22 protein-coding genes are annotated in these 22,842 nt (G+C 39.2%); 3 read left to right on the forward strand and 19 right to left on the reverse strand.

All coding sequences use genetic code 11. The features are described 5' to 3' along the window. Positions 1-402: 402 nt before the first annotated feature. The 6 genes from R2B77_RS09385 to R2B77_RS09410 form a co-directional block, all read right to left on the reverse strand. Positions 403-921, reverse strand: a complete 519-nt coding sequence (locus tag R2B77_RS09385) for a DUF2269 domain-containing protein (RefSeq protein ID WP_203247687.1) — start codon at positions 919-921, stop codon at positions 403-405. After that, positions 918-1,157: a hypothetical protein gene (locus R2B77_RS09390; protein ID WP_203247686.1), complete on the reverse strand. Its 240-nt coding sequence runs from the start codon at positions 1,155-1,157 to the stop codon at positions 918-920. Before R2B77_RS09390 ends, R2B77_RS09385 begins: the two co-directional genes overlap by 4 nt. 101 nt (positions 1,158-1,258) lie before the next feature. Next, complete coding sequence (locus R2B77_RS09395; protein ID WP_203247685.1) at positions 1,259-2,323, reverse strand: sensor histidine kinase; 1,065 nt, start codon at positions 2,321-2,323, stop codon at positions 1,259-1,261. Beyond that, positions 2,323-3,012: a response regulator transcription factor gene (locus R2B77_RS09400; protein ID WP_203247684.1), complete on the reverse strand. Its 690-nt coding sequence runs from the start codon at positions 3,010-3,012 to the stop codon at positions 2,323-2,325. The genes R2B77_RS09395 and R2B77_RS09400 overlap by 1 nt, the downstream gene beginning before the upstream one ends. Positions 3,013-3,417: 405 nt before the next feature. Next, complete coding sequence (locus R2B77_RS09405; protein WP_203247683.1) at positions 3,418-4,461, reverse strand: C40 family peptidase; 1,044 nt, start codon at positions 4,459-4,461, stop codon at positions 3,418-3,420. Between the two features lie 275 nt (positions 4,462-4,736). Continuing rightward, the gene (locus R2B77_RS09410; protein WP_203247682.1) at positions 4,737-5,660 is read right to left on the reverse strand and encodes a plastocyanin/azurin family copper-binding protein; all 924 of its coding nucleotides are present in this window, start codon (positions 5,658-5,660) and stop codon (positions 4,737-4,739) included. 218 nt (positions 5,661-5,878) lie between these two features. On the opposite strand from R2B77_RS09410, the gene R2B77_RS09415 reads away from it, so the two are divergent. After that, complete coding sequence (locus R2B77_RS09415; RefSeq protein WP_203247681.1) at positions 5,879-7,924, forward strand: copper-translocating P-type ATPase; 2,046 nt, start codon at positions 5,879-5,881, stop codon at positions 7,922-7,924. 445 nt (positions 7,925-8,369) lie between these two features. On the opposite strand, the gene R2B77_RS09420 is transcribed toward R2B77_RS09415, so the two are convergent. From R2B77_RS09420 to R2B77_RS09450, 7 genes are all read right to left on the reverse strand, one after another. Next, complete coding sequence (locus tag R2B77_RS09420) at positions 8,370-9,089, reverse strand: ZIP family metal transporter (RefSeq protein WP_203247680.1); 720 nt, start codon at positions 9,087-9,089, stop codon at positions 8,370-8,372. 115 nt (positions 9,090-9,204) lie between these two features. Then, positions 9,205-10,110, reverse strand: a complete 906-nt coding sequence (locus R2B77_RS09425; protein WP_203247679.1) for a cation diffusion facilitator family transporter — start codon at positions 10,108-10,110, stop codon at positions 9,205-9,207. Positions 10,111-10,123: 13 nt separating this feature from the next. Then, complete coding sequence (locus R2B77_RS09430) at positions 10,124-11,170, reverse strand: flavin-containing monooxygenase (protein WP_203247678.1); 1,047 nt, start codon at positions 11,168-11,170, stop codon at positions 10,124-10,126. 91 nt (positions 11,171-11,261) lie between these two features. Further along, positions 11,262-11,702: a disulfide oxidoreductase gene (locus tag R2B77_RS09435; RefSeq protein ID WP_212391543.1), complete on the reverse strand. Its 441-nt coding sequence runs from the start codon at positions 11,700-11,702 to the stop codon at positions 11,262-11,264. Then, a complete protein-coding gene (locus R2B77_RS09440; RefSeq protein ID WP_203247676.1) occupies positions 11,702-12,376 on the reverse strand; it encodes a DsbA family protein in 675 nt (224 codons plus the stop codon). Before R2B77_RS09440 ends, R2B77_RS09435 begins: the two co-directional genes overlap by 1 nt. 27 nt (positions 12,377-12,403) lie before the next feature. Beyond that, a complete protein-coding gene (locus tag R2B77_RS09445; protein WP_203247675.1) occupies positions 12,404-13,495 on the reverse strand; it encodes a copper resistance D family protein in 1,092 nt (363 codons plus the stop codon). Continuing rightward, complete coding sequence (locus tag R2B77_RS09450) at positions 13,496-14,038, reverse strand: copper resistance CopC family protein (protein ID WP_203247674.1); 543 nt, start codon at positions 14,036-14,038, stop codon at positions 13,496-13,498. 166 nt (positions 14,039-14,204) lie between these two features. Between R2B77_RS09450 and R2B77_RS09455 the strand changes: the two genes are divergently transcribed. Together R2B77_RS09455 and R2B77_RS09460 are read left to right on the forward strand one after the other, a co-directional pair. Then, positions 14,205-14,591, forward strand: coding sequence for an ArsR/SmtB family transcription factor (locus tag R2B77_RS09455; protein WP_203247673.1), 387 nt, complete (start codon positions 14,205-14,207; stop codon positions 14,589-14,591). Continuing rightward, entirely contained in the window at positions 14,588-16,696 is a 2,109-nt protein-coding gene (locus R2B77_RS09460; RefSeq protein WP_212391529.1) for a heavy metal translocating P-type ATPase, read from the forward strand. The genes R2B77_RS09455 and R2B77_RS09460 overlap by 4 nt, the downstream gene beginning before the upstream one ends. Positions 16,697-16,984: 288 nt before the next feature. Here the strand turns inward: R2B77_RS09460 and R2B77_RS09465 are convergent, their stop codons facing one another. The 6 genes from R2B77_RS09465 to R2B77_RS09490 all read right to left on the reverse strand — a co-directional run bounded on the left by R2B77_RS09465 (position 16,985) and on the right by R2B77_RS09490 (position 22,831). Further along, the gene (locus R2B77_RS09465; protein ID WP_203247671.1) at positions 16,985-18,700 is read right to left on the reverse strand and encodes a methyl-accepting chemotaxis protein; all 1,716 of its coding nucleotides are present in this window, start codon (positions 18,698-18,700) and stop codon (positions 16,985-16,987) included. A 41-nt stretch (positions 18,701-18,741) separates the two neighbouring features. Further along, complete coding sequence (lgt, locus tag R2B77_RS09470) at positions 18,742-19,554, reverse strand: prolipoprotein diacylglyceryl transferase (RefSeq protein ID WP_203247670.1); 813 nt, start codon at positions 19,552-19,554, stop codon at positions 18,742-18,744. A gap of 118 nt (positions 19,555-19,672) precedes the next feature. Continuing rightward, positions 19,673-20,383 (reverse strand): cytochrome c biogenesis CcdA family protein, encoded by a 711-nt coding sequence (locus tag R2B77_RS09475; RefSeq protein WP_203247669.1) that lies wholly within the window; start codon positions 20,381-20,383, stop codon positions 19,673-19,675. A 79-nt stretch (positions 20,384-20,462) separates the two neighbouring features. Next, the gene (locus R2B77_RS09480; protein ID WP_203247668.1) at positions 20,463-21,197 is read right to left on the reverse strand and encodes a cytochrome c biogenesis CcdA family protein; all 735 of its coding nucleotides are present in this window, start codon (positions 21,195-21,197) and stop codon (positions 20,463-20,465) included. Positions 21,198-21,219: 22 nt separating this feature from the next. Then, positions 21,220-22,137: a F510_1955 family glycosylhydrolase gene (locus R2B77_RS09485; RefSeq protein ID WP_203247667.1), complete on the reverse strand. Its 918-nt coding sequence runs from the start codon at positions 22,135-22,137 to the stop codon at positions 21,220-21,222. Between the two features lie 16 nt (positions 22,138-22,153). Continuing rightward, the gene (locus R2B77_RS09490) at positions 22,154-22,831 is read right to left on the reverse strand and encodes a response regulator transcription factor (protein WP_203247666.1); all 678 of its coding nucleotides are present in this window, start codon (positions 22,829-22,831) and stop codon (positions 22,154-22,156) included. Between the last annotated feature and the right edge of the window lie 11 nt (positions 22,832-22,842).

The raw sequence follows: 22,842 nt of genomic DNA on the forward strand, positions 1-22,842 counted from the left end.
TCACCAAGTACACTGAAGCAAATCTTTGTTTCCATTTTCCTGAGAACCCGGAATAACCTTCTCCACTACTACAGAAATCATCGCTCCTACCGAAAAACTCAAAGCAAACGGGAGAGGTGGTGCCATCAATGTAACAGCAAGAACCCTCATCACCACGGTGTGTATGAAAATCGACATAATAAACCCATAGAGTTCGCATACTTTATGGGAATTCTGAAAGGAAGAAATTATTGAGGTACTTGCGATGACCGGGCCATTAATATAAGAAAGCCAATTCCTACTCTTGAAGGAGTTAGAATTGGCTCTATTTGGTGTTCTTTTCTTTTCAATTTATTAAATTTGCTTTCTTATAGACGCAATGCATTCAACACCACAGATACTAAACTGGGCGCGTCGCTGTATCTATGGTCGCAAGGCCTTACGCTCTTGTTCTTGCTTACGCATCCCATATCGAGTCATGCCCCGTGGCTTGTACACCGACAGTATTATTATCATAATTAACACCAGCAGGCCAACTCCGGCGTGAAGAAGTTCACCCCGCATCCCGACAAGATCGACACTTCCATCCTCTGCCGCTACACCTACTAGGTAGCTCACTGTCTGCATGTTCAGCAATAAGACGAGGGTAGCAATGCTGGTTAGCAGAAGTTTAAAAAGGACCCAATAATGCCGAAACAAGCCCCACTTGGTACCCAGTGACAAAACAAGCCCAGTTAGCAGTGAGGCAAAGGCTAAGGGGACGATGGCGAACCAGCCAATCAACTCCATCGCAATCCAAACAGAATGCACAGTCTGAGCATCTTGCATCGTCAAAGCTGAAACAACGAGAACTAGGAAGCCAACGACCGCACCCAGCCAGCCAACAGAGGAAGTGATATGTGCGGTAAGTGCAAACTTGCGTAGACCGGGTGTCATAATCATAACTGTCGCATCCCTTGTTCTATAGGCGGTGTCTGAATACCGGTGCCATTAGAATTTAGATGGCGACCTGGACCATGTTCACCATCACTAAAGAACATTATGATGACAACGAGCACAATCAGGACGATTGCGATGAGTCCGAACATTTTCACCCAACTTGGTGTGTTGCTGGTCGATTCGCTGCCTGACTTGTCCATATCCTTATCCGTATCGCGTCCTGATTTTAATTTTCCCATTGAGAGATCCTCCCTTTTTTCAAAATCTCTTAGTATCCAAAATCAGTATAGCAATGTATTATGAACGGATGATGAACAGAGCGTTTCCTTTATTCATGTGTTTACGATTTGCTTTGAGTGATTGGGAGCGTAAAAGTAAAAGTAGTTCCTCTTCCTACTTCGCTTTCCACTTGGATATCGGTTTGATGAAGGACTAATAAATGCTTAACAATGGACAGTCCGATGCCTGTGCCCACCATTTTAGTACGCGATCTATCTGTTTTATAAAATCTTTTCCAAATGGATTGAATATCCTCTTGACTGATTCCCTGCCCATAATCCCGAATAGAAACCACCGCTTGTTGTTCTTTTTTCAAAATAACTTCTATGGAACTACCATTTGAGGAAATTTGGGCTGCATTTTGAATCAAATTAACGATCACCTGATCAATCCGATCCGAATCAGCATATACGTGGATGTCTTGTACTTCTTCAGTTATCAATTCCACATTTAGTTTTTTATTTACAAACTCAGGTTCCATACGTGCCATAACTTGACGAACCAGCTCTGACAGATTAAAGAGCACTGCGCGAATTTCCAACTGTCCAGATTCGATTTGGGACATATCGAGAAGATCATTGACTAGCTTAATCATTCGCTCAGTTTGTTCTTTCATGATAGTAAAATAATGGCGCTTTCGGTCACTGGGGATTTTATCATCCAAAAACGCCCTGGTAAACCCGTGAATCGAAGTAAGAGGGGAGCGTAAATCATGGGAAACATTAGCAACAAAATCCTTTCTCATCTGGTCTAGGCTGGCCAACTCATGCGTCATATAATTGAACGTCTCACCCAATTCTTCAAGCTCGTCATGGGTCCTGATGTTGACTTTCTGATTAAATTGTCCCTTTGCGATAAGAAGAGCAACCCGATTCATTTCCCGAAGTGGAGCGGTAATTCTTTTAGTAAGGTAATAGGTAAATAAGCCTGTAATGGTTATCGAAATAATAGAGGATGATATAAACAAATATTTCAATTGGATAAAACCTTCAGGATTTAAGTGCATATCAGTTAGATTGTTCTGAAATAACAAATAGGAAGCAACAGCAAAAACGAAATGTGACACAATTAATATGACGATATATGTGAGAAACAGCTTCAAAAAAATGCTTTTTATTCGAATCATTAGATGCCCACCTCAAATTTATAGCCAACTCCTCTTATGGTTTTCACCCTCCAATAAGAGTTGGAATCTCCCATTTTGTCTCGTATCCTTTTAATATGCACATCGACCGTTCTCTGATCCCCCTCAAAATCTAACCCCCATATTTGTTCCAACAGCTGCTGACGTGTAAATACTTGATTCGGGTGTATAGCGAGAAAATGTAGCAATTCCATTTCTTTAGGTGGTAACACAATCTCATTTTCATCATAGATTACCTTGTATTGCTGCAGATTAATCTTTAACAAGGGAAGTTCAATAATCTCATTTGTTCCTAATATCGGATTGGTTCGTCGCAGTACCGCTTTTATCCGTGCCATCAATTCATTCGGATCAAAAGGTTTCACTAGATAATCATCAGCTCCTAGGTCGAAACCTTTTAGTTTGTCGTAACTTTCACCTTTCCCAGTCAACATGATAATGGGTGTTTTATCATGTCTCCTTATTTCCTTACAAACTTCCCAACCGTCCATTTCGGGCATCATAATATCCAGAATGACAAGATCAGGGGGACTATCATAAAACATCTCTAACCCCTCCATTCCATCGTTTGCAATACTAACTAAATAGCCACTTTTTTCAGCGTATAAAATGATCAAATCACAAATGTAAGGATCATCTTCAATGACGAGAACTTTAATTTGCTTGTTCATTCATTGGCCTCCCCATTCTTTTACGTCTGATATATATAAAATAAATAATTCCATTGAATCCGATCCAGCGAGGGACATCCCCTTGTAAGGCGTCTTCGCTCAGTCCATAAAGCTATTCTTTGGTTCAATTCATATAGTAGCATCTTTTTATGAACAGAACTTGAACACAATCGATTGCGAAGAATAAAGGAATAGTATGTAGTTTAGATGACAATCAAGATAATTTTGAGATGCCATGAAGTGTTCTAACAAATATCCATATAAAAAAGTCAATGTCAACATTAAATGTTGGCATTGACTTTTTTTACTTATCTCTTGTCGATTCTTTAGATTCACTTTTTGTAAACATTATTCATTCAACGCTACCGATACCGAACTAAATACCATCACTTTAAGTTAGCAAATTTAGTTTTCCGAAATCGCAGTGAACAGAGCTGCGGAAAATTCTGCACGTGATGCTTCTTTTCCAAGATTAAAGTTTGATGTTTTGAATATTTCTGTTTGGTCAAGTGTTTTCAATGCGTGAATCGCATCATAGGCCCAGTGACTAGTTGGGATATCATTATAACTTGATGCGATTTGTACTTTTCCATCCATTTGTCCTTGAAGGTCAAAGGCCCGATCGACGATGGCTGCAAGTTGTGCAAGTGTAAGTTTGTCGTTAATACCAAATTCACCCGTTGCAAAACCTTGAATGATCCCCGCTTCAGTCAAAGCTGCAATATCAGCTGCAAATTTGTGATTTGGCGCGACATCCTTAAATGTTACTCCAGTTGATGCTTCTAATTTAAGCTCTCGATTTATCATTGCAGCTGCTTGTCCACGGGTAATTGATTTCTCCGGTCTGAATGTGGAGTCTTCGTAGCCAGTTATAACACCAATCTCGTTTAGTGCAATGATTGCCTCAAAAGCAGGATGTTTTATTGTTAGATCTTTAAATGCTTCACTCATCGGCTCTGCGGGTTTTATCTGTATAGGTTCAATAGAGACCTGGACGTTTGTCATACGTTTTGCTCCAGCATATTTAGGAGCCCAATAAGGGTCAGTCTTAAGGTTTGCCTTTAAAACACCACGGCTCTTAGCTGAGATGAACTCGTTGTTCCCAAGATAGATTCCAGTATGTGAAATACCTTTTTTATATGTATTCGCAAAAAATACAAGGTCTCCAGGTTGCAAATTGTCTTTACTTACCTTAGTTCCCACTTTGAACTGATCCGCTGAAGTTCTAGGTAAGCTAATATTAAATTTATTAAATACATATCTAATATACCCTGAACAGTCAAATCCAGCAGGAGTTGTCCCACCGAACTTATATGACGTTCCATAAAACTTTTCCGCATAGTTTGCAATATCATTCGAAGTTGCCGCACTTACCTTTGTTGACGACAAAAGTGGTAGCGCACTAATCAAAAAAACAGCCATTATTATTTGCATAAACCGATTTTTCATTCTCCACCCCAACTATATTTATTTTTATTTTTTCTTTGTGCAACATCATTATTTATCAATTCATGTATAACCTTAGCATAATAACCATGATTATCGCTTTACAATTCCAATACATTCGTATGACAAAACTAAGGATTAATTATGGAGAATTGGTGCGAAGTTTTGTAATGCATCTTATATTTTGACTTGGAAAACAGAAGAAATCGCCTAGATTCATAATCTAAGCGACTTCTTCTATGCTCTAGTGTCCTGGAACTTGCAAATTTCTATCTCATTTAATCTACTATAAATTTACCTACCATACCAGATTCCTTATGTCCAGGTACTGTGCAAATGAATTCATAAATTCCTGATTCAACCGGAGTAAATGTTAATGTCTCCGTACTTTTGGCCGCGGCATGGAGATGTATCACATTATTTTCTTTCCCATGATTATGTTGGGATCTATTGTCAAGTGAAAGGGATGGAACCTTGATTTCAATGTCATGCTCGAACTGATCTAGATTCGTAAGAGTCAAACTGACTTCCCTATCTTTCTCAACGATAATTTCATTTGCAGAGTACTTCATATCTGCGGTTTCTAGAACAATCAGTTGGCTTTCACGATCAGGATTTTCAGTTGGCGTAGTTGTCACTGAATGATGACGATTTAACGACTCTAATTCCATTAGGTTTTCAGAACTTTCGACAAATGTATTACCCCCAATCAGATAAACAGCAATAACACTCGAGAGTAATATAGGTTTTAATAACCACTTTTTACTAGGTATTTTCGAATTTTTAGATGTTTTCAAAATAACCATGATAAAAATTGTACCAATGGATAGAAATAAAAATAGCCGTATCAATTGAAGCGACTGTTCTACACGAATCATCTCGCCAAGCATTGCCCCCATCATACCGCCCATTAACCCAGCCATTACTCCTTCTAATACTGGAAGAATCCCAAAACATACTCCACATAATGTGCCCGCAACCACGCCAATAACCATCGAAAGGGTCGTTGAGAGAAATAGGTTACCTTGATAAGTTGCACCTAATAGAACGCCGGCAGTCAATCCCACATTCATCCCAAAGAACATTGAAATCATCATTCCTTGCATCGTTCGAAACTTTTTTCTCCAAAATACCGACAAAATAACAATTACAAATGCTATCAAACCAAGTGAACCTAACACAAATAATTGATAGTTCCCCATTAATCCCCGTCCTTCTTTAACTGAAAATACTTATGTTTCGATATTGTAACAATAGGCTATATACCTTATAAGGGTATGTACTATGAACAGTCTAAATGACTGATACGCGAAAATAATCATGTGTTCCTTTGATGGATATTTTGCATTAATTCTGCATATTTAACGGGTATACTTGAGATGTACTAATATTGGATAAATGAGAGAAAGGAGTTATTTTTATGTCAAATCATTCACATCATCACCCCGAACCGGAAAAACATATGACAACAGATGAGCACCAACATCAGAAAGCACATGATTCTCATGGCGGACATCATGATCATCATACGCACATGGTAGAGGATTTCAAAAAACGATTTTACATTTCGTTACTTATCACAATTCCCATTTTGATCCTATCACCGATGATTCAAATGTTTCTTAGCGTTGATTGGCGTTTTAACGGGGATATATATATCCTATTTGCACTTTCTACCTTTGTATTCTTTTACGGGGGTTGGCCTTTCCTTGCAGGGACTAAGGATGAGCTGAAAGATAAAGCCCCCGGCATGATGACGCTGATTTCATTGGCAATTACCGTTGCATATGTGTACAGCACAGCCGCAGTATTCGGTTTTGCAGAAAATGATTTCTATTGGGAATTGGCCACACTAGTTGATATCATGCTACTTGGTCACTGGATTGAAATGCGTTCTGTAATGGGTGCGTCAAAAGCTTTAGAAGAACTAGCCAAGTTGATGCCTTCTGAAGCTCATCTCATCGACGATGGTGGAAATATTACAGAAGTGGACGTAACGGAGTTGAAACAAGGAGATCATGTACTCGTCAAGCCTGGTGAGAAAGTACCAGTGGATGGTCAAATACTTGAAGGGAAATCGACAATTGACGAATCGATGCTGACAGGTGAATCGGTTCCGGTAGAAAAAGATGTCGGCTTAGAAGCTATTGGTGGCTCGATAAACGGGGAAGGATCTCTTGTCATTTCTGTTATGAAGACTGGTAGTGAAACATATCTATCGCAAGTCATCACCTTGGTTAAAGAAGCACAAGAATCCAAATCACGTGCCCAAGATCTTGCCAACAGAGCTGCAAAGTGGTTGTTTTATGGTGCGTTGGCAGCAGGTTTGATAACGTTCATAATCTGGATTTCGCTTGGTTATCCAGTTTCATTCGCCATGGAAAGAATGGTGACAGTTCTAATCATTGCATGTCCACATGCTTTAGGATTGGCAGCTCCATTGGTTGTAGCCGTTTCTACATCCATCGCGGCAAAAAATGGGCTTCTCATACGAAATCGGGCAGCATTTGAAGGGGCGCGAAATATTGAAGCAGTCGTTTTCGATAAAACCGGTACACTTACAAAAGGGGAGTTCGGTGTAACAAACATTGCAACATCAGAAGATTTCAGTGAGGAAGAAGTCATTTCCTATGCAGCCGCAGTCGAAGCTCAATCCCAACACCCTCTTGCGAAAGGTGTAACGATGAAAGCGAAAGAGATGGGTATCCCTCTTCAACGGACGGAGAATTTCCAATCACTGACCGGTAAAGGTCTCGAAGGAACAGTAGATGGAAAGCAGGTATTGGTCGTCAGTCCAGGCTATGTGAAAGAGCTGAATCTTAAATATGATAACGTTCAATTCGATAAGTGGTCATCGGAAGGGAAAACAGTAGTATTCACATTAATCGACAAAAAACTTGCCGGAATGATTGCTCTAGCCGATATCGTCCGTGAAACAGCTGTAGATGCCATTAACGAGCTAAAAGAAATGAATGTCAAATCAATCATGCTGACGGGCGATAATGTAAAAGTGGCACATTATGTAGGTGTGCAACTCGGAATGGAAGAAATTTTTGCTGAAGTCCTTCCACACGAGAAGTCCGAAAAGATTGAGCATATCCAAAAAGTTGATCGTCTTCGAACTGCGATGACTGGAGATGGTGTAAACGATGCTCCTGCCCTTGCAAAAGCAGATCTCGGCATTGCTATAGGTGCTGGAACTGATGTAGCCATTGAAACAGCTGATGTCGTTCTTGTCAAAAGCAATCCGCTTGATGTTGTAAATATTATTAAGCTTTCGAAAGCTACCTATCGAAAAATGACACAAAACTTGTGGTGGGCTGCTGGATATAATATCGCCGCAATTCCATTGGCAGCTGGTGTTCTATATCCAATCGGCATTGTTCTAAGTCCAGCCGTTGGAGCAATATTAATGTCTTTAAGTACCGTAATTGTAGCAATCAATGCAAAACTTCTGAAATTATGATGACTAAAGGTATTTCATGCAATTCTGTAGAAATGAATAGGCATATCTCATTCTAACTTAAGCAAAGTAAATACTAATACCCACTTCTTAAGATGGTATTAGTATTTACTTATTATAAGAAATAATTTAACGGTTTTACTTTACTTTTACATAATAACAAATCCATGAAAATTGTTTTTCTGCGACAGCTCTTTTCTTGTTTAGAACTCATCTAGAGGTTCCTTCTTCTATCCGTTGCTTTCCGCGGGGCGACGGGATTCACCTCTTCTTCCACTCCAATAACTGAGATGATCCGAGTACAAAAAAATAGCCCAATCTAGTAAGATGGAGATGACGAAACTACCATCAAAGAAAGGACGACTTTTATGAGCAATCCGAAGATTACTACCGAAAATTACACTACACAGAAACGCTGTTACAAAGATAATAACAACTTTGAATCCCTTTATAAATAAATTAGATACACACCCATAAGACAAAAACCAATTAAAGCAACCAGTAAGCTATAATTATTGGATGATTGCCTAATTGATTCAATTAGGATTTCCTTTATCGTAACCATATAAATTGTTCCGACTGTCAAACTTATTAGGAATGCCCATATTAGATTGTTTTGCTGACCTATCATCTCTCCAATTAATGCCCCAAGTGCAACGGGAATAGCAACGATTATAGAAAGGAGAAACAATATATGAAATCTAATTCCTGCAATAAATAATGGAGTAAATAATATCATTCCCTCGGGAATATTGTGCAATATTAACGCTTGTAATAAGGCAGTGCTAAATTGAGAGTGTTCACTAGTTCCTAGAACCACCCCTACAGGAAAATTGTGAATAGAAATAATTACAGCTAAGAATAAACCTATTCTTACATTCTGTTGTTTACGTGATGTTGAACCTTCAGGGGTATTACGAAACCCTGAATGAATAAGCTTGAATAAAATAACTCCTGCAAAGAAACCTAAGAAAAAAACAACCCAATTACCTAGTTGTATGGCTTCGGGTACGATTTCAAAACTTATTAACCCTAAGATTAGCCCAGTACATACAGCATAGATGGTACCAATACTCTTCTTAAAACCATTTATAAAACTTGCAATAACTCCACCTACGCCAATTCCAGCAAAAGTTGATAAAAAACCGATAAACCAGACATGCGTCAATAAACCATCCTTCAGTTGTTTGTCTATATGTTTATATGGTCGTTGACTATCAATTATGATATTGAATTTTGTATGTAAGTTCAATGTAAGTTCAATCTACATTGAATTTCATTTCCTATATATTTAATTCTTGATGCTGAAGATCCGATTTTTCAATTTGAATCGTAGTGTGTTCAATTTTGTAAGTTTCACGTATCAGATTGATTGCCTGTTGAAGTACTTCTTGTTCATCCTTCTCCTCTTCAATTAGAATGTGACAGCTTAACATATCCAGCCCCGATGTAATCGTCCAAATATGAAGATCATGGACATTTTTCACACCTTCAATATTTTCAAATTCAGCTAAAACTTCTGCTTTATTAATCATCAAGGGTGAGCCTTCCATTAAGACATGAATACTCTGCTTAAGCACTCCCCATGCACTTTTCAATATCAATAAAGCGACTATCACTGAAATGATCGGATCTGCAATATACCAGTCAAATAGGAGCATGAGCAGACCAGCTAATATTGCACCAACCGAACCTAAAGCGTCACCGATTATGTGTATATACGCGCTCTTTAAGTTAATATTCCCTTTTACATCTGCTTTTTTTAGAAGAGCCATAGCACTAAGAAGATTTGCCGCTAATCCGATGAATGCAATGATCATCATCGTTCCACTTGCGACTGTTGGCGGTTCATTTAACCGTTGTATTGCTTCATTGACGATAAACCCGGCAACTACAAATAACGTAACGCCATTAAATAAAGCGGCGAGGATTTCAAATCGATAATACCCATACGTCTTATTCGGAGATGGCGGTCTACTTGCAAACCAAATTGCCACGAGGCTTAGAGCCATCGAGCTTGCATCCGATAGCATATGACCACTATCTGATAACAGTGCTAAACTATTTGTGAACAGCCCCCCGAAAAACTCCAATAGCATAATGAGTGTTGTAATGGATAAGGCAATGATGAGCCCCCGCTTATTCCCTTCTCGTTTTTCCGCAAAATGATTATGCTCATGGCTCCCCATTCAAGGGCCCCCTTCATGTAGTTGTATTTTTCATATGTTTCATTATATACCTAGCATCAAACCCTACTCCCTGAAGCAATGAAGATCCTCTACGTGATTGCCATGGTAAACCTAAAAAGTATAAGCCTTTTACCGGGCTTATCCCCCTGTTGTGATTAATCTTTTTCTGCTGACCAACTACACCATCCACATTTAGCCATTCATAATCTTGTTGGAATCCAGTTGCCCAAATAATATTTTTCACTTCAAGGGTAGTTGAATCTTCAAATACAACATGATCGTACCCCCCATTTACGACCCTCCCTTTTAACGTAACTTCCCAATCTTTTATGGCTTTTTTTAATTCACTACCGAAGATAGGATCGCCCTTTTTTTGCAATAAATTCCCGATGAATGACTTGTTCGTCACTTTTAGTATTCCCAATTTATCTAACCACCAAAACACACTCATTCCACCAATCGTTAATGGGAAATAGCTTGGCCTTTTACTTATAGCCAAATATGTATCTTTATCTTCCGACAACTCAACCGCTATTTGAGCGCCACTATTACCACCTCCAACAATAAGCACATTTCCCTGTTTAAGTTGACTAGGATTCTTATACTCAGATGAATGTAGCTGTAAGATATTTTTACTAAAGGAATCCGAAAATGCGGGAATCAGCTTCTTTTGAAATGGACCTGTGGCAACCACAACATTCGATGTGTTAAATATTCCTTTTGTTGTTTCTACACAAAAACCTTCTTCATTTTTTGTTACGGAAATAACCTCAGTATTCAATTCAACAGGTAATGCAAATATTTCCGTATAGTGCTTTATGTAATTTGCGATTTCATCTTTTGAGGGAAACCCCTGTTGTTCTCCATCTAGGATAAGACCAGGCAATGAACTATACATCCTAGGTGTAAATAACTTTAAGGAGTCATACCTGTTTTTCCACACCTCACCCAAAGCCTGCCCTTTATCAATAATTAAAAACCTCTTATTACTTTGTTTTAAATAATAACCCATCGCCAGTCCAGCTTGACCAGCCCCTATAACAATTGCCTCATACTGCATAAATTTATCCCCCTAACAAGAGTATTTTCAAACGCAAAGAAGCCAGAGGAGTGACAACTGCGGCTTCTTTTGGCTTCTTTAATACTATTCTTTACTCAACTGACTTTTTCGATTTTATAAAAAACATACAGGTAGCAATAATCACAAATGCCACTAATGCCAAAAATGGTATCGTAACGAACCCGAACCAATTAATATACTGTGCACTACAAGGCACACCGCTTACGCATGGCTTGATGCCCCCAAAACCGGGTATCTTCTGCTCTAAATAATGCAAGAACGATATGCTTCCCCCAATTATGGATAACGGGAGTACGAACTTTTTAACGGAAATGTCATTCTGGAAAGTCCCAATCCCCAATATCAAAGTAAGTGGGTACATAAGAATACGTTGATACCAACATAATTCACATGGAATATATCCTTTGATTTCACTGAAGTACAGGCTTCCGAACATGGCGATTAAAGAGACAACCCATGCAATATATAATAAGAATCCCTGCGGCTTGGATTTATTTTCTTTATTCTCCATCATTCTGCATCCTTCGTCGCTTGCTCTATTGCCGTCTTAATGGCTTCATAATCAAATGGGTCCTCCATCATTTTTCCGTTTATAACAATGGTCGGAGTCAAAGATACGCCAACTTCTCTTACTAAATCTTCGTCAAGCTTAACGCTATCCATAGTCGCTTCTTGTTCCATGTCTTCTTTTAAATGTGTTTGATCAATCTCAGGCAATCCGACTGCAATTTCAAGAATTCTTTCTGGAGTTATCCATTGTGCATCATGATTTTCAGTTGGCTGTGCATCAAACAATGCTTGATGAAAATCCCAATACACACCTGGATTCCGCTTAAAGACCGATTCAGCGGCAATCGATCCTAACGTAGATTCTTTACCGTGGAATAATACGTTTACAAATGCAAATTTAACTGTACCTGTTTCGATATAATCATTAACTAATTTCGGATAAATCATTTCACCCCACGCTTTACATGCAGGACATTTAAAATCACCGAATTCAACTACTGTGACAGGTGCATCTTTCTCCCCAAGTAAGGGCTGCCCAGTGATATCGATTTGCTTTATGTCAGTTGGTAAGGCTTCCTGTTTATTGCTAAATACGACGACTGCTGCCAATATAACTACGACCACGAGTGTCAAAACTACCGCCATTTTCATCTTTGAATTCTTATTCTGCTTCATAAAATACCTCTTCTCTAATATTTATTATTAAATGCTAGCCATTAATCCAAAATAGAGCGAAAGGAAACTGAACATCCCCATGAAAAATGGAACAACTGCGGGCGTCTTTTTCCTAAAGCTGTACACGATCAGCCACATGAAGATGATCGCCACTACGAAAAATAATGTATTTATTGTATTGAATCCAAATTGCAAACTCATTGAAGGTTCAATGACCCCTGAATAAAAGTAATCAAATATAGCTGAAGGACCGTTGCCTGCGAGAGTTATCTCGATACTATGAGGAGGTTCCTGTTGTCCCAGTACCCCTGTCGAAACGAACGTAAAGAATAGAAGAACGCTTTCGAACTTCAGCCACGGTAATGGATTGATTTGCTCTTGTTTTTTCAATTTGTGTTTAATCCAGAACCCATTTATAAAAGCAAAAAATAAAACAGGTATGATGGTCAGATGCTTCACTAATAAGGCTTGGCCATAGGGTATCATCCATGCGTCCGCATATTCGTTTACATCAATTACCAATGTCATAAGAAATAATCCAGTTCCCGCAATCGTAAGAAAACACATGATTGCCAGAGGGGTAAACCATCTTAAATAAGAAAGCCAATTCTCTTGGTTTTTTGAACACCAACCGACGACAAGGAGTATACCGATCCATATGGTAACAGCTAAAAAGTGCAATGAGTGATAGATGAATCCACTCCATTCGGTAAGCGATGCTGCGTGACTCGCCCATCCTAAAGCAAGGAGCAGAACGATGGTGAAAGCCAATGAAATGCCAGAAAGTACTTTGCTTTTCAATACCGGGAACAACGATACAAACAAGTAAAAGAAAATTGCAAGTATGACCGTGAAATTCCATGCCTTTCCTACTTCAAAGCCCGTTAAAACATTTTGTATAGTCAACATCAGACCGATATCTTCATAAAGAAATAGGATAATCCTGATCACAGGTGCAACCGAAAAGAACACAACACCTAACACCGCCAACTGAATTAACCGTTTAGAAATACGAATTTCAGGTTTCAACCGTTCCGGAATGAATTGAATGATGAATGCGCCCATCAATAGTGAAAAACATAGATACAATAAACTTTCAGAAATATAAACCCAAATCATTTACTTGTGCCTTCTTCCTATGATCCAGCCAAAAAATCCGCCAGCTATCGTAAACAAAGCGACAAGGATGACAACAAGGACATCATTTGAAGCTACTTTTGATGGAACTTCAACTAGCTGCTCTACTGGGTCTTCAATAGGCTCAGCAGGTGTTTCTCGAGATTCTTCGGATTTTGACGGATCCTCTAATTCTTCTTGATTTACTATGAATGAATAAGTTCCCTCGATTGGGTGGCCATCCGCACCAATAATCTTCCATTCCACTGTGTATGTACCATTCTCTAACGGCGACATGAAACCACCTGTCATCACGTTATCAGTCACTTGCGTATTACCGATGATGATTTCCTCTTTGATTTCATTAAAGACTTTCACTGTACTTGTCGATTCGATTTTCGAATTAAATTCCATTACAATTTCATAGACTTCTTCAGCCACTTCTTCCCCATTAGCCGGTGATGAACTCGTTAAACCGGTATGTGCAGAGACAGTGCTTGTATATGCGAACAACAAAATAAGTGTTGCACTAATAATCCTCTTCATTTCTTCTCTTCCTCTCTAAAGCGATGGCGATACTTTTTAATTCAAATTTATTGTAACAGAAAAGCCACTCATTAAAACAGCCATTTGAATATTATAATTGACAATTTTTCAACTGTTGAATATGATAAGTATAATCAAATGAATATTTGAATGAGGTGAAGGGATAATGGAAAAAATCAAAGAAATAATTGGCTCTACTGCAACAGATACATGTGAAACATTTTGTTACAACGAAGCAGTCGTTAAACGCGTCAACGAGCGGATAGACGAAATCAGTGGTGTCGAATTACTATTTAAAGCCCTTGCAGATGCCAATCGCTTGAAAGTCGCCTATGCGCTTACACTAGAAGAGGAAATGTGTGTCTGTGATGTTGCCAATGTCTTGAAGACATCCAATGCAAACGCCTCCCACCATTTGCGTTATTTACGCGATATGGGAATTGCTGCTTCCAAGAAAAAAGGAAAGCTTGTCTTTTATTCCTTGGTTGACGAACACGTCCATCAATTGGTGAATATTGCGCTCGCGCATTCGAAAGAAGGATGGCACAAATGAGTTCAGACAAAAATGTTTATAGACTGCAAGGCCTATCTTGTACCAATTGTGCTGCAAAGTTTGAAAAAAACATTCGTGAGATAAAGACAGTTGACGATGTACAATTGAATTTCGGTGCGTCAAAAATAACTGTGTTAGGAGATGCATCCGTAGAACAATTAGAAAAGGCTGGAGCCTTTGATGGAATCAAGGTTTATCCTGAAAAGCAACGAATTGTTGAAGTGAAAGAGCCATTCTGGAAAAAACGGGAGAATCAGACGACCGTTGTATCCCTATTCCTGCTAATTCTTGGCTATATAGCTTCATTTTATAAGGGAGAAGAAAGTATACTAGCTATCGTTCTCTTTGCTTCAGCCATTCTCGTTGGAGGGTATAGTCTATTCAAGGTTGGATTGGTAAATCTAACTAAATTGCAGTTCGATATGAATACCCTTATGACAATTGCTGTTATTGGAGCTGCTATTATCGGCGAGTGGGGCGAAGGTGCCCTTGTTGTCTTCCTTTTTGCTATAAGTGAAGCTCTCGAAGGTTATTCGATGGACAAAGCGCGTAATTCAATTCGTTCTCTAATGGATATCGCCCCAAGCACAGCTACCATTCGACGCGGTAACAATGAGTTCGAAATTGACGTAAATGATATTCTAATTAATGACATTATGATCATTAAGCCTGGTCAAAAGATTGCGATGGATGGAGAGGTTGTAAAAGGTGATTCTTCCATCAACCAGGCAGCCATTACAGGTGAATCTGTTCCCGTCCATAAAACTCTCGGTAACGAGGTATTTGCGGGAACAATTAACGAAGAAGGTTCCCTAGAAGTACGAGTAACAAAACGAGTAGAAGATACTACAATCGCCAAGATTATCCACTTAGTCGAAGAAGCTCAAGCAGAAAAGGCACCTTCCCAACAATTTGTGGATAAATTTGCGAAGTACTATACACCTGCCATATTGATCATTTCCCTCTTGATTGTTGTAGTGCCACCTCTATTTTTCGGTGGTGTCTGGAACGAATGGATTTATAGAGGTCTTGCGGTTCTGGTTGTCGGTTGTCCTTGTGCGTTAGTAATTTCAACCCCTGTTGCAATTGTGACGGCAATTGGAAATGCTGCACGAAATGGCGTTCTCATAAAAGGCGGTATCCATTTGGAAGAAACGGGACGTTTAAAAGTGGTGGCGTTTGATAAGACAGGAACATTGACACAAGGTACGCCAGAAGTAACGGATATCGTTCAATTGACAGATATGAGTACCGATGAAATTCTTCGTATCTCAGCATCTATTGAAAAATTCTCGCAGCATCCATTAGCTTCTGCTATCATCAGAGATGCCGAAAAACAAAATTTGAAATTAGTTCCTATTGATGATTTTCAATCAATAACGGGTAAAGGTGCAAAAGCAACTATTAACAATGATCTTGTCCATATCGGGAGCCCTAATATGTTCAGGGAATTGTTATCCCTGCCCGAACAATACGAACACCAGATTGAAACACTTCAAAAAGAAGGTAAAACAGTGATGTTGTTAGGCATCGGTAATGATGTGAAAGGCTTGATCGCAGTCGCAGATCAGGTTCGACAAAGTAGCTTGACGATTATACAGAAGTTATATCAATTAGGTATACAAAAAACGATTATGCTCACTGGAGATAATCTGGCTACGGCAACTGCCATTGGTAGCCAACTTAGCCTTTCTGAAGTTAAAGCTGAATTGATGCCACAAGATAAATTGGATACAATCAAGTCTCTCCGCAACCAATACGGAAATGTTGCCATGGTCGGTGACGGTGTCAATGATGCACCTGCCTTAGCCAGTGCAACTGTAGGGATTGCGATGGGTGGCGCTGGTACTGATACTGCACTGGAAACCGCTGACATTGCTCTAATGGCTGACGACTTAGAAAAGTTGCCTTATACCATCAGTCTAAGCCGCAAAACGCTAAACATTATTTTGCAGAATGTTTCATTCGCATTAGGTCTTAAATTAATAGCCCTACTGCTGATTATTCCAGGTTGGTTAACGTTATGGATGGCGATTTTTGCGGATATGGGTGCTACTGTCATTGTTGTACTGAATTCTCTTCGATTAATGCGTTCTAAGTATTAATAAATTACAAACTAATTCTACTTGTGTCCATACATCCATTGTCACTTAAGGAGTTATTTTAAACGTTATTTTGCGATTAATGCACGGTTATTGAAACTTTGATGTAGTGATGATAATTGAATAACTTTTTCAGGCACAAAAACTCCAAGGAAAATTCTCCATGGAGTTTTTGTATGCTTTATAAACAATTGTGTTGCATAAATGGATTCAATTCATATTTAATACCAACACTGCAACAATAATGTTGGGTAAAAATTCCGTGATTACAAATGTGTCTGTCGCTCTTACCTACTCTGTCTTAAAATTCTCAAACGTTTGCGTCATCATTTCTGACAGCTGAGATAAGTTTGTTGCAGAGGAAGCAATTTCTTTCATCACAGCAAATTGTTCTTCTGTCGCAGTGTTGTTTTGTTGACTGATTATAATTCCATCATTCGCCTTGGCACCAATCATTTCGATTAACTGCACCAATTGTTTACTTTGCCTAGCCATCTCTTGAATATAGCGTGAAACTTCCGCTGTTTTCGGTGTTACATCTGCAATGGATGCATTCACCTGGATAAACATGTTATTCGCCTGCTCGGTTTCAATCATTCCGGCTTTTGTCTTGTTCGTTCCGATTGCCATTGAGTTCACTGCCTCTTCTGTTTCCCTTTGAATCTCAATAATTAGATGGGCAATCCTCTCTGATGATTGCGATGATTGTTCAGCAAGTTTACGCACTTCATCAGCCACGACTGCAAAACCTTTCCCCATTTCGCCCGCGCGTGCTGACTCGATAGCTGCATTTAGTGCAAGCAAATTCGTTTGGCTCGCAATACCTGTAATAATTGAAATAATATCGTTGATTTCTTGGGATCGCTCGTTCAAGTTTTTAATAATAATAGATGTTTCTGCAACGTTGCTGTCGATTCCCTCCATATGATTGAGCACAATTCCGATTGCCTCCATCCCCTTTGATGAAGCAACTGAAACTTCTTGAGCCAATGTCGCCACTTCTTCACTCTTCGTAATCGATTGGTCAATCCCATCCGACATAGTCGCGACAATGGAAATGGCTTCTTCAACATTCCTCAGTTGCTCTTGCTCTCCTTTCACTACTGCTTCTGAAGTTGCGGTTATTTGTTCCACAGCCCTCGTATTTTCATATGTACTGGCCGTTAATTGTTCTGAAGAACTAGCCACTTGCATAGACACCTTTTTTGTTTGATCCAGCAAAAACTTTAATTGAGCAATCATTCGATTCACCGCGTTCAATAAAACAGCAGTCTCATCATTGCTCGTAGATTCCTGTAATTTATAAGATAAATCCCCATCTGCCACTCTTACAAGTGAAGTAGACGCAAGCTTAATTCGATTTATAATTGGCCTCGTCAATAAATAATAAATAATGAGTGAAACAATTAAAATAAGCACTGTTGAAATGAAGACACTTAAAGCAGTTGCATTCTTTATTTCTTGAATACGGATTGATGCATCAGGGGCACCAACAGCCCAAATTCCAACAATTTCACCACTTCCATTTTTTAATGGTGCATATACCGTTTGGTGAGTATGACCAAGTACTTCGGCCTTTATGTGGAATATTTCGCCTTTAGTCAATACTTGATCTGCAACTTTTTTTATAGCTTTAGTCCCAATTCCTCGTTCGCCCGCGGACATCTCGCTAGATGTGATACTCGTATTACCTGCGAATAATGTCGCTGTATCTCCGTTCGTTAATTCTTCAATTAAATCAACAATCTCGAAATTATTATTCATTACTACTGATCCCTTAAATAAATTCTCTCCTTCCAATTTCCACTCACCAGGATATTTATAATCAATAACTGCTAATCCCATTTGCAAATCAGATTGAGCCTTTTCCAGCGCTTCTCCCTCGATAATGGATATCACATTATTCGCTTGTTGATAACCTAATATAGCGAATGAAACTATTAAAATGATTGTCGTGCTGATAAAAAGCTTCAGCCTTATCGACCAATTATCTAATAAGCGAAACATAAATATCTGCCTCCAAATTCTATTTACCTGGCAATAGTCCCCTAGTATTCATCCCGATAATTCACATTCACTTTCCGAACATAACGTCTGATAATAAATAGAACGATTGAAGCGACAATAGCCGTAACGGATACAAGTTGTGCCGCCCGAAGTTCACCAATGATATACAAACTATCCGTCCGCATCCCTTCGATGAAGAGCCGTCCAGTGGAATACCAAACGAGGTAAAACAAGAACATTTCGCCACGCTTCAAGTTTCCTCTGCGCAGCAAAATTATGATGATAAGCCCCACAATGTTCCACAGCGATTCGTAAAGAAATGTAGGATGATATGTCACGCCTTCAATCGTCATTTGTTTCATGATCCAATCCGGAATGATTGTCGTTTCAAGAAACTTTTCCGATACAGGACCGCCATGCGCTTCTTGGTTCATGAAATTGCCCCATCGTCCAATTATTTGACCTATCAGAAGTCCAGCAGCTGCTATGTCCGCCGTTTTCCAAAACGAAACACCGCGACGCTTCGTGTAAATATATGTCGTAATAAAAGCACCAAACAACGCACCGTGGATGGCGATGCCACCCTCCCAAATTTGAATGATTTGCCCTGGATTTTCTTTATAGTAATCCCAAGAGAAAATGACGTAATAGATCCGTGCACTGATGATGGAAATTGGAATCGCCCACACAAGTAAATCCGTCAAAAAATCCGGATGCATGCCACGTTTCTTCATTTCCTTCTGAACGACAATAAATGCTAGAACGATGCCGAGTGCTATCAAAATCCCGTACCAACGGACTCCGAATGACCCAAGCGAAAATGCAAACGGATTTATTGCAAGAATATTAAACATAGATCTATCCCCTTTCCATATCCCACACGATTACAAATCTATCGTTTGATTAGCCACCTAAAAAGTATCCACGAGATATTTCCCTTTCAAAACTTCGCACTATATTTCTCCAATAACATCAAAACCCCATAAAACCGCCAAAAAAAGGACTTAGCCAAATAATAATATACGTCAAACCATCAAAGAAGAGCAGTACGCCCATCGCAATCATGATATATCCCCCAACTTTCGTAATTACCCGGTTGTGTTTTTGTATCCATGAAACTCGGGTTATAAATAGGGACATAAGGAAAAATGGAATTGCGAATCCAAGAACGTACGCACCCATATACCATACACCCGAGCCTGGGTTTTGAGACGCCATCATGAAAACAGCCCCCGTGATAGGCCCTGTACATGGGGTCCATCCCGCTGCAAATGCAAGTCCTATGAGGAACGTACCAAAATAACCGGCTGGACGATTTTTAAATTGTAATTTTTTCTCCTGCATAAGAAACTTAGGTGTGAAGAAACCTAAAATCATCAAACCGAAGATAACAATGAAAATCGCACCTATCTGTCGTAAAAGGTCCTGGTACTGATAAAAGAATGTACCGACAAGTGATGAGCTATAACCGAGAAAGATGAAAATTACTGAAAATCCGATTAGAAAAAAAATTGTATGTAAGATCCCGCTTTTCCTAAATCTCTTTTTATCTGATTTAAGTTCATCAAGCGACATTCCCGTTATGTAAGATATAAAAGCTGGATATAACGGTAATGTGCAAGGAGATATAAAATTCAAAAATCCTGCACCAAACGCAAGAAATAGGTTCAAATCCGCAAACATCTATTTAGGCTCCTTTTTTCAAAATACCAAAGAACAGCGTAGACTATTTTACGCACGATTGGTGCACTAATCTGGCGAATCAAATCGCCCAATAAGTAATTGTATCCAAAACTCCAATTACGATTAATACAAAGCCAGCAGAACGTTGTATAACTCTTCCTATTTTCATGCTTCGCTTCATAATTAAGCGCTTCGCATCAAAAAACCATATTAAAAAGAACAGTAATAGGAGAGGGAGTGAAGTTGCAATACCAAAAACGGCTGGCAGAACTAAACCATACGATGTCGTTACAACGACGGGCATAAGCCAAAGAAAAAATATGACAAACATAGTCGGACAGAAGGCAAGCGAAAAACTAGCTCCCAACAAAAAGGAACCAAACTTTCCCTCACGCAACTTCATCGGGATCCGCATTGTTATGCGTTGAAGAAATCCTAGTTTTAGAACCCCTATCAAAACAAGTCCTGTCATAATAATAAGTGGACCAATCGCTTTTCGGAACATTGGAAAGTACTCTGTCATTTTTGTTTCAAACGATTGGCCAAATAGCCATGCCAGAAGTCCAAGAGAGCTAAAGACTGCAACTTTCCCGGCAATAAAGAAAAGAATTTCTACCCAATCTGCCTTTATTTGAACCGTACGATTCCCATAAAAAGTGATCGCACTCATATTTCCAGTCAACTGACAAGGCGCAACTGCACCTATTAATCCCAATAGAAGTGCATAAATTAGTGGAACATCTGCAAAAGAATGTACAAGTATCGTAAGCGGTTCACTTATCGTTTGACTGATTTTCGACATCAATCCATACATCTATGAAGCACCATCCATTATCTTATTTCGCTAATTCACCATTTACCGCGAGCATATCCCAATTGACTCCTTCATCTTTCGTCACATAAATATCGTTCGTATAGGTTCCGATAACAATTTCTTTCTCATCATCCGGATTAACCGCGATAAAAACGATAGGACTTATATTTTCATTAGGTAGTTGAATAGTCGTTTCTTCATCGTCACTAAATGTAAATGACTTGAGCTGAGCTATTTCATTTTCATAACTCGAATAGTATCCTCCGATTTCAGTCAACGTCACATAAATGACCATTTTTGCATTACTAAACAAATTGAAACTTTCACCGTAATCTTTCGAAAGGAATATCCCATCTTTACTCCCGATGGCAATCAGCTCCTTAGCGGAAGGATGTGCAGCCAAGTTCGAAATAAAATCAGATTTGAATCCAGACATCGAAGCCTTTTCCCAAGTCGTCCCTTCATCTAGCGTATAATGGAAACCATCTGACATCTCTTTGGTCGGCATTTCATTGAGTACATAAATCGCGTTTGAATCATATCCTGCGGCTAGGTAATGAAAATCAATTTCTCCATAGAACGCCAATTTATTCAAACTAGCTCCCCGATTCGTACTTTTAACTAAACCGAGTGGATTTTTATAGTCGGATCCCGGTTCTGGGTGACCACTTGAGAAAAAACCGTCACGTATGGCTTGAAAACCCATATAATCATGCTTTTCACTGTTTGCTTCTTTCCAACCGTCTTTGCCATATTCATAAAGCCCATCATGCGTTGAAATCACAATTTCTGGGCCTCCATTGATATATCCCAAACCATGTAAGTGCTCAAAAGTACCATTCTTCACTTTGTCAAACGCATACGGTTCACTTTCTTTATTACAGGCCGACATGATGGCGACCAGTGATAGCAATCCCACAATAACTTTGAACTTCTTCATCCTATTCATATCTCCTTTAGCTCCATTTATAGCCGATTCCCCACACTGTCTTTAAAAAGTCATCCATCGGGAATCCCGCATTTTTCAACTTCTCCCTTAAATTTCGTATATGTGAGTCCACTGTTCGAATATCTGTGAATGTGTTAAAATCCCATGCTGTGCGTAATAGCTGTTCCCGTGTAAATGTCCTTTTCGGACTGGTAATTAACGCCTCTATAATATAAAATTCTTTCAAAGTAAGTTGCACATCTAGGGTTTTGTAATGCAACGAATAAGAATCCCGATTCAATAAGAAGTCGCCATACACTGGGTTGCTAGTATCTTCTTTATTACTTGTAGTGCGGCGTAGCAATGCGTTTACCCGCGCCACAAGTTCCCTCTCATCAAACGGTTTCGTGATATAATCATCCGCCCCAAATTCAAGCCCTTTTACTAGGTCTGCCTTGTCCGACCTCGCAGTTAGCATAATCACCGGGATAGTCGAAATTTCACGTATTTTCTTACACACTTCCCAACCATCCATATCCGGCATCATCACATCTAATAAAACGAGATTGACCTTTTCTTGTTCTACTATTTCTAGTCCTTTTTTTCCGTTATCCGCTTTTGTACAATTGAATCCATGAGGCTCCAAAAACAGCTCCAGCAAATCGAGCATCCTGTGTTCGTCATCTACAAGCAAAATCGTTCGCATTTTCTCAACTC

This window comes from Sporosarcina beigongshangi, from assembly GCF_033485195.1.
GTDB lineage: Bacteria > Bacillota > Bacilli > Bacillales_A > Planococcaceae > Sporosarcina > Sporosarcina beigongshangi.

Excerpts from the sequence above, each read along its gene's own strand:
- R2B77_RS09440 (WP_203247676.1), bottom strand. The coding sequence starts at position 12,376 with ATGAAGCAGAATAAGAATTCAAAGATGAAAATGGCGGTAGTTTTGACA.
- R2B77_RS09395 (WP_203247685.1), bottom strand. The coding sequence starts at position 2,323 with ATGATTCGAATAAAAAGCATTTTTTTGAAGCTGTTTCTCACATATATC.
- R2B77_RS09400 (WP_203247684.1), bottom strand. The coding sequence starts at position 3,012 with ATGAACAAGCAAATTAAAGTTCTCGTCATTGAAGATGATCCTTACATT.
- R2B77_RS09435 (WP_212391543.1), bottom strand. The coding sequence starts at position 11,702 with ATGGAGAATAAAGAAAATAAATCCAAGCCGCAGGGATTCTTATTATAT.
- R2B77_RS09480 (WP_203247668.1), bottom strand. The coding sequence starts at position 21,197 with ATGTATGGATTGATGTCGAAAATCAGTCAAACGATAAGTGAACCGCTT.
- R2B77_RS09460 (WP_212391529.1), top strand. The coding sequence starts at position 14,588 with ATGAGTTCAGACAAAAATGTTTATAGACTGCAAGGCCTATCTTGTACC.
- R2B77_RS09430 (WP_203247678.1), bottom strand. The coding sequence starts at position 11,170 with ATGCAGTATGAGGCAATTGTTATAGGGGCTGGTCAAGCTGGACTGGCG.
- R2B77_RS09405 (WP_203247683.1), bottom strand. The coding sequence starts at position 4,461 with ATGAAAAATCGGTTTATGCAAATAATAATGGCTGTTTTTTTGATTAGT.
- R2B77_RS09490 (WP_203247666.1), bottom strand. The coding sequence starts at position 22,831 with ATGCGAACGATTTTGCTTGTAGATGACGAACACAGGATGCTCGATTTG.
- lgt (WP_203247670.1), bottom strand. The coding sequence starts at position 19,554 with ATGTTTAATATTCTTGCAATAAATCCGTTTGCATTTTCGCTTGGGTCA.
- R2B77_RS09425 (WP_203247679.1), bottom strand. The coding sequence starts at position 10,110 with ATGGGGAGCCATGAGCATAATCATTTTGCGGAAAAACGAGAAGGGAAT.
- R2B77_RS09485 (WP_203247667.1), bottom strand. The coding sequence starts at position 22,137 with ATGAAGAAGTTCAAAGTTATTGTGGGATTGCTATCACTGGTCGCCATC.
- R2B77_RS09410 (WP_203247682.1), bottom strand. The coding sequence starts at position 5,660 with ATGGGGAACTATCAATTATTTGTGTTAGGTTCACTTGGTTTGATAGCA.
- R2B77_RS09415 (WP_203247681.1), top strand. The coding sequence starts at position 5,879 with ATGTCAAATCATTCACATCATCACCCCGAACCGGAAAAACATATGACA.
- R2B77_RS09445 (WP_203247675.1), bottom strand. The coding sequence starts at position 13,495 with ATGATTTGGGTTTATATTTCTGAAAGTTTATTGTATCTATGTTTTTCA.
- R2B77_RS09465 (WP_203247671.1), bottom strand. The coding sequence starts at position 18,700 with ATGTTTCGCTTATTAGATAATTGGTCGATAAGGCTGAAGCTTTTTATC.
- R2B77_RS09390 (WP_203247686.1), bottom strand. The coding sequence starts at position 1,157 with ATGGGAAAATTAAAATCAGGACGCGATACGGATAAGGATATGGACAAG.
- R2B77_RS09475 (WP_203247669.1), bottom strand. The coding sequence starts at position 20,383 with ATGTTTGCGGATTTGAACCTATTTCTTGCGTTTGGTGCAGGATTTTTG.
- R2B77_RS09455 (WP_203247673.1), top strand. The coding sequence starts at position 14,205 with ATGGAAAAAATCAAAGAAATAATTGGCTCTACTGCAACAGATACATGT.
- R2B77_RS09385 (WP_203247687.1), bottom strand. The coding sequence starts at position 921 with ATGATTATGACACCCGGTCTACGCAAGTTTGCACTTACCGCACATATC.
- R2B77_RS09450 (WP_203247674.1), bottom strand. The coding sequence starts at position 14,038 with ATGAAGAGGATTATTAGTGCAACACTTATTTTGTTGTTCGCATATACA.